This is a genomic window from Xanthomonas hortorum (assembly GCF_011305375.1).
In the GTDB taxonomy this organism is placed as follows: domain Bacteria; phylum Pseudomonadota; class Gammaproteobacteria; order Xanthomonadales; family Xanthomonadaceae; genus Xanthomonas; species Xanthomonas hortorum_E.
Map to the genome: position 1 here is coordinate 109,933 of NZ_VCME01000007.1, position 14,056 is coordinate 123,988.

Consider the following 14,056-nt stretch of genomic DNA (forward strand, 5'->3'; position numbering starts at 1 on the left):
CGACGAGCGGTCGTCGCGGCTGTTATGCCCCCCTATCGGGCGATGCCGATACATGGAAAAACCGAGAACTCAATCCCAGTCGGGTGCGATCGCCTTCGGATTGGCCAGGCGCTGACCGCGGTCGAGTGCGGCAATCTCGCTCATGTCCTGCTCGCTCAGCTGCAACGACTGCGCCTTGAGATTGCTTGCAAGATTGTCGCGCTTGGTCGAGGACGGAATCACCGAATAGCCCTGCTGCAACGCCCAGGCCAAGGTCACCTGTGCCGGTGTGGCGTCGTGGCGCGCGGCAATCGCCTGGATCACCGGATCCTTCAACACTTCGCCGACCGCCAGCGTCATGTACGAGGTGACATGGATGCCTTGCTCGCGCAGGAACGCGATCAGGGTGCGGTTCTGCAGGTAGGGATGCACTTCGATCTGGTTGGTGGCGATGGCATCGGCGCCCAGGATCTCGATGGCCTGCTTGATCAGTGCGATGGTGAAGTTGGATACACCGATTGCGCGGGTCAGGCCCTGCTGCTTTGCCTGCGCCAGCGCTTCCAGATACTCGCGCATCGGCACCTGATCTTTCGGCGAGGGCCAGTGAATCAGGGTGAGATCGACATGCTCGGTGCCGAGCTTGCGCAGGCTTTCCTGCAGGCTCGGCAGCAAGGCATCGCGGCCGAACTTGTCGACCCAGATCTTGGTGGTCAGATACAGCTGATCGCGCGGCACGTTGGAGGCGGCAATGGCCTGGCCGACCTGCTCTTCGTTGTCATAGATCTGCGCGGTATCGACGGCGCGGTAGCCCAACTCCAGCGCATTGCGCACCGAGTCGATGACGATCTGGTCCTTGAGACGAAAGGTGCCGAGGCCGAATGCGGGGACTGTCATGGTGTTCCTTTTGGTAACGGGATTCGGGAATGGGGATTTGTAAGAAGCGAAGTGTTCGGGGCGCTGTGAGTTGAGCTAGTCGAGCGCGACGACGGCCTTGCCGAAGTTTTCGCCACGTAGCAGGCTGATCAGGCCCTGCGGTGCGCTGTCCAGGCCATGCAGCACGTGTTCGCGATACTGAATCTGGTCTTCGCGCAGCCACTGGCCCATTTCGCGCAGGAAGGCGGGCATCAGGCGAATGAAATCGTGCTGGATGAAGCCGCGCACGGTCAGTCGTTTGCGCAGCACCTGACCCATGAACTCCGGCAGACGGTCCGGCCCCTGCAGCGTCTGGCCACGGCTGTTGTAGGTGGCGATCACGCCGCACACCGGGATGCGTGCGAACGCATTCAACTGCGGCAACACCGCGTCGAACACCTTGCCGCCGACGTTTTCGAAATAGATGTCGATGCCGTCCGGCGTGGCGGCGCGCAACTGCTCGGCAAAGTCGTCGGCGCGGTGGTCCAGTGCCACATCCACGCGCAACGTCTCGCGCAGGTAACGCACCTTTTCTTCGCCGCCGGCAATGGCCACCACGCGCAACCCTTGCAGGCGTGCCAGCTGCGCCACGGTGGCGCCGACCGGGCCGCTGGCCGCCGCAACCACCAGGGTCTCGCCCGCCTGCGGCTTGCCGATTTCATGCAGGCCGGCGTAGGCGGTGAAGCCGGGCATGCCGTACACGCCGAGCGCGGTGCTCAGCGGCAAGGCATCGTCCTTGGGCAGCTTGCGCAATGGCGTGTCAGGGGTGAACAGGCTATGCGTCTGCCAGCCGCCCGGCAGCACAAGCAGATCGCCGGGTTGATAGTCGGGGTGATGGGATTCGAGCACTTCGCCCACGGTGCCGCCTTCCATCACCGCGTCGATCTCCACCGGTGCGGCGTAGGACGGGCCTTCGTCCATGCGTCCACGCATGTACGGGTCGAGCGAGAGAAAGCGATTGCGCACCAGAATCTGCTCGTGCCCGGTGGGCGGCAAGGCGACCTCTTCCAGGCGGAAGTTGTCGGCGCTTGGCTCGCCGTGCGGGCGTGAGGCCAGCACGATGCGGCGGTTGGTGATCGATGTCATGCGGAATTCCTCGCGGAAAGGACCACGCGTGCGCGGTCGAGGGAGCACAGCCGCACGGCGGCTGCGCGAGGGAGTGCGTGCGATGGGTTACATGCGCTGTAGAGGCGAAGCGTCAAGCGGCTTCGGAAGGATCCGGCGCGCTTGCGCTATCCAGCTGCGCAATCTGATCGGCGCTCAGCGACACACGCGCTGCCGCCAGTATGTCGTGCAGCTGGGTCACGCTGGTGGCACTGACGATCGGCGCGCTCAGGCCCGGCCGTGCGATCAGCCAGGCCAATGCAATCTGCGCGGGTGTGGCGGTGTGGGTGGCGGCCAGATCGTCCAGCGCCTGCAGGATGCGCAAGCCACGCGGATTGACGTACTGCTTGACCACCGACGCACCGCGCGCGCTGCTCTTGTTGGCGTCGTCTGCACTTCGGTATTTGCCGGTGAGAAAGCCGCTGGCCAGCGAGTAATAACTGATTACACCGACCTCGCGCTCGCGCACCAGCGGTTCCAGCTCGGCCTCGTAACCGACGCGGTCGTAGAGGTTGTATTCCGGCTGCAGGCTTTCGTAGCGCGGCAACGTGTATTGCTCGGAAATATCCAGTGCATCGCGCAGGCGTGCGGCGCTGTAGTTGGAGGCGCCAATCGCGCGCACCTTGCCTTGTTCGATCAAGCGGCCAAATGCAGCCAGCGTGGCTTCCAGCGGAACCGATTCGTCGTCTGCGTGCGCCTGATATAGATCGATCACATCGGTCTGCAGACGCGTGAGCGAATCCTCTACAGCTGCGGCGATGTTTTCGGGCGACAAGCCCGGATGTTCGCTCCACTTGCCTACCTTGGTGGCGATCAACACTTTGTCGCGCTTGCCACTGCGCGCGAGCCAGCGCCCGATGATGGTTTCCGATTCGCCGCCATGGTTGCCAGGCACCCAGCCGGAGTAGGCATCGGCGGTATCGATCAGATTGAAACCGGCATCGACGAAGGCATCAAGCAGCGCAAACGAGGTCGCTTCATCGGCGCTCCAGCCGAACACATTGCCACCGAACACGATCGGTTGAATCTGCAGGCCGGAGCGGCCCAGCGCGCGGGAGTGAGTCATGGTGAAAGCTCCTGATTCCAAACTGCCGAACAGGATAGTCATGCACGCCGGCGTTGCGTGTGACACCAACGTGGATTCAGCGTTCCGCCCAGCTGCCGCAATGCCTCACAGAATTTGAACATGTGGTGCGTCGCGCGCAGTGCAGCATGCGAAGTCCTGCACATGGCAGGCTCCAAATCGCATGCTAGGCTCGCGCTACTTTTTCCCGTAAAGGGCGCTGTGATGATACGCAACAAGCTGGTGTGTGCATGTGTGGTGGGGATGGCAGTGGCGATGAGCGCGCCGCTGGCAATGGCAATCAAACCGGCCGATAGCGCAACCCTGCCGGCGCCCGATGCGGCGCTGCAGGCGGCCATCGACGGCAACTGGCGCGACCGTGTGTATGTGCAGCGCGATGTCTATCGCCATCCGGGTCAGACGCTGGCGTTCTTCGGCATCAAGCCGACCCAGACCGTTATCGAGATCACACCGGGCGGCGGCTGGTATTCGGAAATTCTGGCGCCGTATCTGCGCGAAAAGGGCAAGTACGTAGCAGCCGTGGTCGACCCGGCGGCGGTCCCGGAAGGCCGTGGCCGCGACTCCGCGCAGCGCGGGCGCGACGAGCTGGAAAAGAAGTTCCAGGCCAAGCCGCAGGTGTATGGCAAGCCCGCGTTCGTGTCGTACGTGCCGAAGACGCCCTCGTTTGGCGTGGACAATTCGGCCGACCTGGTGCTGACCTTCCGCAACGTGCACAACTGGCGCATGGCCGGTAATGCCGAGGCGATGTTCAGTGGCTTCTACAAGGTGCTCAAGCCCGGCGGCGTACTCGGCGTGGTGGAGCATCGTGCCAAGACCGACGTACCGGCGGACGACAAGAGCGGTTACGTGGGCCAGGCGCAGTTGATTGCGATGGCCGAAGCGGCCGGTTTCAAGCTGGCCGGCAAGAGCGAGGTCAATGCGAACCCGCGCGACACCAAGGACTATGCCGGTGGCGTGTGGACGTTGCCGCCGAGCAACAGCCACGACAAGGCCGATGACGCCAAGTACAAGGCGATCGGCGAGAGCGACCGCATGACCTTGAAGTTCGTCAAGCAGTGAGGCAGTGCCTGCATGCCGGCGCGCAGTGCGCGTTCGGCATGCAGCTGTTTGCACACCGCCAACCAACGCATGACGCCACGCACGAGTATTGCGTCTTGCCGGCGCTGTGCATCGCTCTGACGCAACGGGATTGGCATGTTGGTGTTGTTGAATAAACCTTATGGCGTGCTGTCGCAATTCAGCGACCGCTCGCAGCCGCCCAAGCGGACACTGGCCGAATTCGGCTTGCCGGCCGACGTGTATGCGGCAGGCCGTCTGGATCACGACAGCGAAGGGCTGCTGTTGCTGACCGACGATGGCGCATTGGCGCATCGCTTGACCGACCCGCGCCACAAACAACCCAAGACCTATTGGGTGCAGGTGGAAGGTACGCCTGCGCCTGCGCAACTGCAGGCCTTGCGCGATGGCGTGGTGCTCAACGACGGCCCGACCCGCCCGGCGAGGGTGCGCAGGCTCGATCCGGCACCGGAGCTGTGGCCGCGCGATCCGCCGGTACGCGCGCGCAAGACCGTGCCCGACGCGTGGCTGGAACTGCAGATCACCGAAGGCCGTAACCGTCAGGTGCGGCGCATGACCGCATCGGTGGGTCTTCCCACCTTGCGTCTGATCCGTGTGGCGATCGGTGACTGGAGGTTGGATGCGCTGGCGCCCGGCCAGTGGCGTGCGGACGAAACTCACAGCGCGCGGCCGAGCCGGACGCGACGCTGAGCTTTCTGGTTTTTCAGCGTTCGTTCCGTGCACAGCATCGAGGCACAACAACGCACCGCGACCTATGGCCGCGATGCGTGCATTCAAAAGCGACTGACAGCAGCAATCGACACAACCGCCGTGCGACACACGCTTGCTCGCAACGCCTTGTCAGCCGCACGCAGCCTCAATAATCGAAGCTCACGCTCACCCGCAACGAGCGCGGCGCCTGCCGCACATTCGCCGCCCCGTACAGTGGATTGGGCTGCCCGGGTTCGAGTTCCGAATACGGATAACGCCACAGCGCGGTCTGGGTATTGAACACGTTGAACACGTCCAGATTGAAACCGAGCTTGCCGTCGCCAAAACCGGGGCGATAGGCCAGGCCAAGGTCCAGCTGCGTCATCGTCGGCAGGCGGCCCTGGCTGCCCGGAGGCGCGGGTTGGCCCTGGTAGTAGTGGTAGGCGATGCCGTAGCCGGCCGGGTCGGTCTGATCGGCGCCATACGAGCCGAGCGGGCTGAACGGCGCACCGGTAACCACGGCCAGGTTGGCCGACACCAGCCACTGCGGGGTGATCTGGTAATAGCCATACAGCTTGAGCTGATGGGTGTGGTCGTTGCTCTGCGGGCCGTTGGTATGCTCCATCAGCTGCGCGTAATCCCAGGCCTGCGATGTGGCCACCGCGGTCTGGCCGATGTTGGAGAGCAGCTGGCCTTCGGTGGTGCCGTAGCTACGCGAGAAGGTGTAGTCGGCCTTGGCGTACCAGCGGCTGTCGAAGGGATGTTCCAGCGACAGGTTGAGCGCGTAGTAGTTGCGCTTGAAGGCCGGCATGCCGAGTTCGGCGTTGCTCAGCGGCACGCTGACGTAGTTGCCGCCGGTATCGACCAGGGTGAAGGTGTTGGCCTTGCCCGGATTGATCAGCCAGCAGCTGACCGGATTGCTCTGCTTGGTGACGTCGTAGCCCAGCGCATCGGACTTGGCCAATACTGCATCGATATCGCAGTAATCATCTACGCCACTGCGCAATAAACGGTAGGTTGCCTTGGCGCCGTACACCCAGCTGTCGCCGAGCGTCTTGGAAAAGCCCAGGATGAATTCGTCCTGGAACGAGGGCTTGATGCCGGAGGTTGCCACGGTCTTGGGGTCGGGCAGGATCCCGTAATTGTTGTTGGATGAGACCGGGTCGGAGAACTGGGTCAGATCGGTGGGATAGCCGTTGGCATCGATGCCGCCATAGGTGTAATACGTCGACGTCGCCAAGGTGGCACCGGCCGCGTTGAAGGCCGGATTCAGCGGCAGTGCCAGGTAGTAACGCCCCGCATTGCCGAACACCTTGAAACGCCCGTCGCCATCGACGTCCCAGCTGAAGCCCAGACGCGGCGCCCATTGCCCGCTGGACTGCTTGATGTAGGCATCGCCATCGCGGTTGAAGTTGGTGAACTGATCCAGCCGCAAGCCAAGATTGAGCAATAGGCGGTCGCTAACCTGCCAGTTGTCTTCGATGTATTGCGCGCGTTGCGCCGAGCGCACCGAGGCCAGCGAACTGGAGACATAGCGACGCACGTAATAGCCGTCTTCGCCATTGACGATGCCGCCAGTGGCCGGCACGCCCAGGCCGGTGCTGATCGGCACATTCGGATTGGACTGGCCGTAGATCCAGTAATACCCATCGCCGGAGGACACCGAGCCGCGATTGAGTGCGCGTGCATTCTGGTTGTCGATCCCGACGGTGATCGAGTGATGGCCGATGACGTAATTCAGATCCAGCCGCAAATTATCGCTGCGGTTGCCGCGATCCGGATCGACCAGCGATGAGGTGGTCTGCGCATTGGTGATCGGGTTGCCGCCATTGAGCGCGGGATTCTGCAGCGAGGCATTGGACAGAAACGTCAGCGAGCTGTCATAGGCAGGATTGCCGACGTAGTCGTCGGATTTCATCTTGCCGTACAGCGCGCTGACGGTGAGGCGGTCGGTGAGATAACCGGTGTATTTGGCGCTCCACAGATTGCCGCCGGTCTTGGTGGTGTCGTCCTGGCCACGCAGGCTGCCGCGACTCAACGCGTCGTAATCGTAGTTGTAGATGCTGCCGCGATACACGTTGCGGCTGGAGGCACCGGTGAGTTCCAGCAGGTGGTTGTCGGTGATGTTCCAATCCAGCTTGCCGTACCAGCGCGGGCGGTCGTATCGATAGCTGGTGTCGGCATTGGTGTCTTCCACGCTGTCCAGTTCGCGGCCCTGGCGGCGCTCCAGTTCATAGGAGCCGAACAGGAACAGCTTGTCCTGAATCAACGGCCCGCCGGCATACACGCTTTGGGTGGACACCCATTGGCGGTCCTGATTGTCGGGGCGATACAGCGCGCCATTTGCTGGGTAGCGCACATCGTCCTTGTCCGCGCGCGCAGACGCCGGCTCCCACAATGCCTGACCACCGAAGTGCCAGTCGTTGGTGCCACGCTTGCCCACGGCATTGATCACGCCGCCATCGGAGCGCCCGTATTTGGCGCTGTAGCCACCGGTATAGACCTCCAGCTGATCGATACTGCCGTAGGGCAGGGTCAGGCCGCCCAGGCCACGCAGCGGATCGGTGGTGTTGAAGCCGTTGATGTAATACGCGTTCTCCGCAGCCGAAGAACCGCCGAAGCTCACCAACTGCTCGCCGCTCGGGCCGCTATAGGTGCCGCTGCCACTGTTGCCGACCACGCCCGGTGCCAGCTGCGCGATCGCCTCGGCCGAACGGCCAAGCGGCAACCGCTGCAATTGCTCGGCAGTGATGACGGTGCGCGAATCCACGGTGGTGACATCGATCGCGGCTGCCGCACGATCGGCGGTGACGCTGACGCCATCCAGTTGTGTCACCCCGCCGAACGACACATCGGTGGTGGTGCCCACCGTCAGCGTCACTGCCTCGCGTGTATTCAACACGTTCCCGGCGGCATCTTTGGCCACGACCGAGTAAGTGCCCAACGGCAACTGGCCCAAGGCGTAGCGGCCGCGTGCATCGACGTCCACTTCGCGGGTGAGGCCGGTATCGCTACGCACCACAACGCGGCTGGCCGAGGCAGGGGCCTGGCCGGCGATGCTGCCAGTGGTGGATTGAGCCAGGGCCAACGGTGAGGCAGTGGCAAGCAGGAGCGCCAACGCGAGTGCGCTGGGCCGGAAGATGGGAGAGCGAACGGTCATGAACAATCACTTCTGGATGTGGGGAGGTGGGAGCACCCCGCAAGCGCGCAATTGCGACGCCGATCTCGGTGTGGCTCCCCGCGGACATTAATCACCGCCGAGCCCGCTATTCAGAAATGGAGTGTGGTTATGTCGCTACGCCAAATGGCTATGGTGATTGCGGTGGTGTGTCACGCGGTGACATCAATGCACCGCGATGGACTGCATCCCACAAACGACAACGCCACGGCGCAGGGCCGTGGCGTTGTCTGATTTACCTGGCGAGATGGCTTATTCGATGCCGTCGCTCGGGGTCACTGCACCGCGACGCTGGTAGGCCGCGCGACGTGCGCTGGCGTTGCCGGCGTTTTCGCGATCGAAACGATGCACGTTGCCGCCGAGCACCTGCTGATCACGCTGGCGCTTGCGATACACCGCATAGCCGATCAGGCCGAGGCCGGCGACGGCCGCTGCCACGGTGATGACAGGGTTGCGCTTGACCGCCTTGCTGACGACCTTGCCGCCGGTACGCACGGCACCCAGCGCGGCGCCGGTCTTGAGCCATTCGCTGGCACCCGGGCTGAAATGACGCAGGCTGCTGCCCGCGTTGCGTGCCTTGTCGCCCGCATCGGACGCAGCGTGACGCAGGTGGTCGCCGGCAGTGCCAGCCAGTTCCAGGGCACGCTCCAGGGCGCGTTCGGTGATCACAGTCAGCTTGCTCATTGGAGGCGTTTCCTTTCTGAGTACGTGGGCCGCAGTGTGTGGGCTGGTGCGTATAGACCGTGTTAGCGGTGGTGGAGCTTGTTTGGGTTGCGGTTAAGTAATGATGCGGTGTGTTGGTGCATGGGAGTCTGAGGTAGCGATAAAAACAGATCTGATGGGCATGTGCGGCACTTTCCTTCTCCCATCGGGAGAAGGTGCCCCGAAGGGGCGGATGAGGGTACGGGCGAAGCCGCGTGCAGTTGAGCAACGCGAGTGCTTCGCTCCGTACCCTCACCCCCAACCCCTCTCCCGACGGGAGAGGGGCTTTAAGTGCCGCGCGGTTTTGCTCTGTGCGTTGCCGCTGCTGTCCATGGGTCTTCCGGCCATGGATGTCTGGGATAGCGCCCCTTCATCTCCTTCCTGACCTCCGGATACGTCGTGACCCAGAAGCTCTTCAGATCCTGTGTGACCTGCAACGGTCGTCCACCTGGTGAGAGCAGGTGCAAGGTCAATGGGATGCGGCCGTCGGCGATGCGCGGGGTTTCGGCCAGGCCGAACAGTTCCTGCAACTTGACTGCCAGCACCGGCGGCAACGGTTGCCCGGCGTGATCGACGGCATAGCTGATCTGCCGCTCCATGCCCGAGGGCACGCTGATCCGGGTGGGCGCGTGGCGGTCGATCAACTGGCGGCGGTCCCACGGCAAGGCGGCCTTGAGCGCTTCGCCCAGGCTGCTTTCGTCGAGTGCGTCGAGCCGGGTTTTGCCGACGAACGCCGGGCGCAGCCAGGTCTCCAGCGTGGCCATCAGGGCTGCATCGGAGAGATCGGGCAACGCGAGTTCCGGCATCCAGGCGCTCAGCGACTGCACGCGTGCGCGCCATTGGCGCAGGCCGTCGGTCCAGGGCAGGGCATCCAGACCCAGCTGGCGCACCGCCTCGGTGAGCGCGCTGGCGGCCTGGGCGGGATCGACGCGGCCGGCCGGGCGGCTGTCGAGCACGATGCGGTCGAAGCTCGATTGCCGGCGCGCGACCAACGCGCGCTTGTCCGCATCCCACTGCACCAGATCCTGCTGCACGAAGCGCTCGGGCACGCTGCGGCGCAGATAGCCTTCGTCCACCGGTGCGGCGCGCAGCAGCAGCGCGTCCTTGGCTTCGTAACGCAGTTCGCTGGCGACCAGCCAGGGTTCGCCGCGCAGGTCGCTGTGGTCGAACAGGCGCGCGCTGCGGCCGTTGGCGAGCAGGTAACGCAGCGGGTCGGCAGGATGGCGCGCAGCGATGCGGTCGGGGAAGGCGTGCGAGAGCAGATCGCCGAGTGCATGCGCCTCCACGCTGGCGGGCGGTGCGCTGTCGCAACGCAGCCGGCGTCGCCATTGTTTGGCGGCGCTGTCGATCGCGGCCAGGGCGCCGCGGTTCGCGTCGTGCCCACTGCGGCCCTGGCGGAATGCGGCCAGCGCACGCCAGCGGGCGGCCAGTCCATCGCCGCCCTGACGCAGCGGGTCGCGCGCTTCCAGCAAGGCGGCCAGGTCGCAGGCCAGCGCTACGCGCGGGGCATCGCCGGCCTGCGCCAGCATCGCGGCCAGACGTGGATGCGTGCCCAGCGCGAGCATGCGCCGGCCCACGGTGGTGATGCCGCCGCTGTCGGTGAGTGCGCCCAGCCGTTGCAGCAATTCGTGTGCGGCGGCGAGCGCGCCGGCGGGCGGTGCATCGACAAAACGCAGCGCGGCGCTGCCCCAGGCGGCCAGTTCCAGTGCCAGGCCGGCCAGTTCCACCTGGGTGATCTCCGCACGCCGCTGCGGTTCCAGCCGTTGCGATTGCGGCCACAGCCGGTACGCCCAACCGCTGGCCACACGCCCGGCGCGGCCGGCGCGCTGGTCGGCCGAGGCTTGCGCAATGGTGGTGATGTCCAGCCGCGAGAAGCCGCTGTTGGGGTCGTAATGCGGCTCGCGCGCCAGCCCGCTGTCGATCACCACGCGCACGCCGGGCAGGGTCACCGAGGACTCGGCCACATTGGTCGCCAGCACCACGCGCCGGCACCCGGACGGGTCGGGCTGCAGCACCTGGCTTTGCGCCTCGACCGACAGCTCGCCATGCAGCGGCAGCACCTGCACCGCCGGATCCAGCACGTCCTGCAGCGCGCTGTGCACGCGCGCGATCTCGCGCTGGCCGGGCAGGAATACCAGCACATCGCCCGGATGCGTGGACAAGGCGTGTTCCACCGCGCGCCGCGTCTGCGGTTCCAGCGCCTCGTCGCGCCGCGCGGGGAAGTGTGCGATGTCCACCGGAAAGCTACGCCCGGCGCTGCTCAGGCGCGGTGCGTCGAGAAAGCCGGCCAGGCGCTCGCCATCGAGCGTGGCCGACATCGCCACGATGCGCAGGTCCTCGCGTACCTGTGCCTGCACGTCCAGCGCCAGCGCCAGACCGAGGTCGCCGGCCAGATGGCGCTCGTGGAATTCGTCGAACAACAGTGCGCCGATGCGCTCCAGCATCGGGTCGTCCTGGATCAGCCGGGTCAGGATGCCCTCGGTGACGACTTCAATACGGGTGCGCGCGGAAGTCTTGTTCTCGAAGCGGATGCGGTAGCCCACGGTCTCGCCGACCGGCTCGCCCAGCTGGCGCGCCATGAACATCGCCGCGCTGCGGGCGGCCACGCGGCGCGGTTCCAGCATCACGATCTTGCGGCCGGCCAGCCATGGCGCGTCCAGCAGCGCCAGGGGCACCTGGGTGGTCTTGCCGGCGCCGGGCGGGGCTTCCAGCACCAGCCGCGGATGCGCGGCCAGGCTGTCGCGGATCTGCGGCAATAACGGGGAGATCGGAAAAGCGGGGTCGGTCATGCGCGGGAAGGATACGGGGCGGCCCGAATCGGCGCGATGGTCGGGTTGGTGGGTGAAGGCTGTCAGGGAATGCCGAGCGGCGAAGTGCCTGCCAAGGCATACCTGACTGTTTTAAAGGCCGAGATTGCTTCAGACCCGGGCAGGGGCGTCGATAACCGGTGTAATCCCCTCTCTGGATTCACCATGTCTGCTGCCACCCCGAAGTTCGTCAGCCTGCAAAGCAAACTGCTCGGCGCCCTTGCGCTTGGCCTGGCAGTCATCTTGCTGTGTGCGCTTGGTGGCCTTGGCACGGCCTGGCTCAGCCTGTCGGACAAGGTGCCGCCAGAAGTGGCGCAGGCCTCCAGCAGCGAGGAGATCAGTCGCGACTTCCGTTTGCAGGTGCAGGAATGGAAGAACGTGCTGATTCGCGGCCGCGACCCGGCGCAGCTGGACAAGCATCTGAGCGCCTTCCGTAAGGACGGCACCAAGGTACAAGCAGGCACCGAAGCGCTGATCAAGGCAACCCAGGACCCGCAGGCGCGTGCGCTGGCGCAGGACTTCGCCAAGGCGCATCTGGCCTTGCAGAGCAATTACCAAGCGGCGCTGGGCAAGTTTGCCGAAGCCGGCTACGACACCCAGGTGGGCGACCAGCTGGTCAAGGGCATGGACCGTGCGCCCAGCCAGACACTGGAAGCGCTGGTGAAGCGCAGCAAGATCCTGGCCGATGCCGCCGTGCTCGCCAGTTCGCAGTCGGCGCAGCACAAGCTGGTGCTGTCGGCAGTGGCCACGATGTTTGCGGCATTGTGTCTGGTGGTCGTGCTGGGCTGGTGGATCCGTCGCTCGATCGTGCGCCCGATCGAAACCGTTGCACGTGCGGCGCGCTCGGTGGCCGCCGGCGATCTGTCGGCACGCGCGGTGGTCAGCAATCGCGATGAAATCGGTTTGCTCGGCCAGGCGATGGGGCAGGTGGTCACCACGCTGACCGATGTCTCCACCGCACAGGCCGACATGGCGCAGCGCCACGAAGCCGGGCAGATGAGTTACCGCATGGACGCGCACGCCTTTCCGGGTGCGTACGGCCGTATGGTCGACGACACCAATGGTTTGATCGGCGCGCAGGTGGAACTGATCGGCGGCATGCTGCAGGTGATGCAGCGGTACGCGGTGGGCGACATGTCGGTGGATATGCCGCGTTTGCCGGGCGAAAAGGCGCAGATCACCGAAGCAATGGATGCCACCAAGCGCAATTTGGCTGCGATCAATGGCGAAATCCGTGGCCTGGTCGAAGCTGCGGCCGCTGGCGACTTCGCCACGCGCGGCAATGCCGAGGCCTACCAGTTCGAGTTCCGCGGCATGGTCACCGGCCTCAATGGTCTGATGCAGAACGTGGACCAGAATCTGGCTGAGTTGTCGCAGCTGCTCAAGGCGATTGCCGAGGGCGACCTGACCGCACGCATGCACGGCAACCAGCAAGGCGTGTTCGCGCGCATGCGCGACGACGCCAATGCCACCGTGCAGCGCCTGACCGATATCGTCGGCGACATCACAGTGGCCGCGCAGACCATTCGCACCGCGTCGGCAGAGATCGCCGCCGGCAACAACGATCTGGCGCAGCGCACCGAACAGCAGGCCGCCAACCTGGAAGAAACCGCCGCTTCGATGGAAGAACTCACCTCCACGGTGCGGCAGAATTCGGACACCGCGCAGCAGGCCAGCCGCGGTGCGCAGGCCGCCGCCGAGATCGCCGGCCGCGGTGGCGAGATGGTGGCCAGCGTAGTCGACACCATGGGCGAGATCGAAGTCTCGTCCAAGAAAATCGCCGAGATCATCAGTGTCATCGACGGCATCGCGTTCCAGACCAATATCCTGGCGTTGAACGCAGCGGTGGAAGCCGCACGTGCGGGCGAGCAGGGCCGTGGTTTTGCGGTGGTCGCCTCGGAAGTGCGCGCGCTGGCGCAGCGTTCGGCCGGCGCGGCCAAGGAGGTCAAGCAGTTGATCGAGGCCTCGGTGGCCAGCGTGGAGCGCGGCAGCGCACGCGTGGATCAGGCCGGGCAGACGATGCAGCAGATCGTGCAATCAGTGCAGCAGGTGACCACGTTGATCGCGGAAATTTCTTCGGCGTCGCGCGAGCAGTCATCCGGCATCGAGCAGGTTGCCCGCACGGTTAACGACATGGACGAAACCACTCAGCGCAATGCAGCATTGGTGGAAGAAGCCTCTGCGGCTGCACGTGCGATGGAAGAGCAGGCGGTGGAACTGAGCGAAGCGGTGTCGGTGTTCCGCCTGGATGCACGCCGGCCGCGGCTGGCGGCTGCGGCGTAAGGCTCCAGATCGCCGTGTCACTGCTTGCCGAAGCACTGACGCACCACCCTTGCACTCACGTTGAGTGCAAGGGTGGTGCAGCACAACGTTTGGGGACAGCGCGGCGCTCAGTCGATATCCGTCTAGATGCAGTCAAAAGCTGAGTTCGTCGAGGGCGCGGTGCCCTCACCGCTCGCGGGACACGCCGTGAATCCGTCCGTGGAGGCTCGGTGGCGGCATCCATGCCGCCACACGGTCCCG

Annotated in this window: 9 protein-coding genes; 3 read left to right on the top strand and 6 right to left on the bottom strand. The window is 64.9% G+C overall.

The annotated features are described in order from the left end of the window. Window positions 1-69: 69 nt before the first annotated feature. The 3 genes from dkgB to FFY45_RS08280 all read right to left on the bottom strand — a co-directional run bounded on the left by dkgB (window position 70) and on the right by FFY45_RS08280 (window position 3,061). Complete coding sequence (gene dkgB, locus FFY45_RS08270) at window positions 70-873, bottom strand: 2,5-didehydrogluconate reductase DkgB (protein WP_176340062.1); 804 nt, start codon at window positions 871-873, stop codon at window positions 70-72. A gap of 75 nt (window positions 874-948) precedes the next feature. Then, window positions 949-1,977 (bottom strand): NADPH-dependent curcumin/dihydrocurcumin reductase, encoded by a 1,029-nt coding sequence (gene curA / locus FFY45_RS08275; protein ID WP_176340063.1) that lies wholly within the window; start codon window positions 1,975-1,977, stop codon window positions 949-951. A 112-nt stretch (window positions 1,978-2,089) separates the two neighbouring features. Next, window positions 2,090-3,061, bottom strand: coding sequence for an aldo/keto reductase (locus FFY45_RS08280; RefSeq protein WP_176340064.1), 972 nt, complete (start codon window positions 3,059-3,061; stop codon window positions 2,090-2,092). 222 nt (window positions 3,062-3,283) lie between these two features. On the opposite strand from FFY45_RS08280, the gene FFY45_RS08285 reads away from it, so the two are divergent. Then, complete coding sequence (locus tag FFY45_RS08285) at window positions 3,284-4,138, top strand: class I SAM-dependent methyltransferase (protein WP_176340065.1); 855 nt, start codon at window positions 3,284-3,286, stop codon at window positions 4,136-4,138. Between the two features lie 135 nt (window positions 4,139-4,273). Beyond that, complete coding sequence (locus tag FFY45_RS08290) at window positions 4,274-4,846, top strand: pseudouridine synthase (protein ID WP_176340066.1); 573 nt, start codon at window positions 4,274-4,276, stop codon at window positions 4,844-4,846. Window positions 4,847-5,012: 166 nt separating this feature from the next. On the opposite strand, the gene FFY45_RS08295 is transcribed toward FFY45_RS08290, so the two are convergent. The 3 genes from FFY45_RS08295 to hrpB form a co-directional block, all read right to left on the bottom strand. After that, window positions 5,013-8,006 (bottom strand): TonB-dependent receptor, encoded by a 2,994-nt coding sequence (locus FFY45_RS08295; RefSeq protein ID WP_176340067.1) that lies wholly within the window; start codon window positions 8,004-8,006, stop codon window positions 5,013-5,015. A 270-nt stretch (window positions 8,007-8,276) separates the two neighbouring features. Next, window positions 8,277-8,708, bottom strand: coding sequence for a hypothetical protein (locus tag FFY45_RS08300; RefSeq protein WP_176340068.1), 432 nt, complete (start codon window positions 8,706-8,708; stop codon window positions 8,277-8,279). A gap of 305 nt (window positions 8,709-9,013) precedes the next feature. Continuing rightward, on the bottom strand, window positions 9,014-11,515 hold the full coding sequence (gene hrpB, locus FFY45_RS08305; RefSeq protein WP_176340069.1) for an ATP-dependent helicase HrpB: 2,502 nt from the start codon (window positions 11,513-11,515) through the stop codon (window positions 9,014-9,016). 183 nt (window positions 11,516-11,698) lie between these two features. On the opposite strand from hrpB, the gene FFY45_RS08310 reads away from it, so the two are divergent. Continuing rightward, on the top strand, window positions 11,699-13,816 hold the full coding sequence (locus tag FFY45_RS08310; protein ID WP_176340070.1) for a methyl-accepting chemotaxis protein: 2,118 nt from the start codon (window positions 11,699-11,701) through the stop codon (window positions 13,814-13,816). Window positions 13,817-14,056 lie beyond the last annotated feature (240 nt).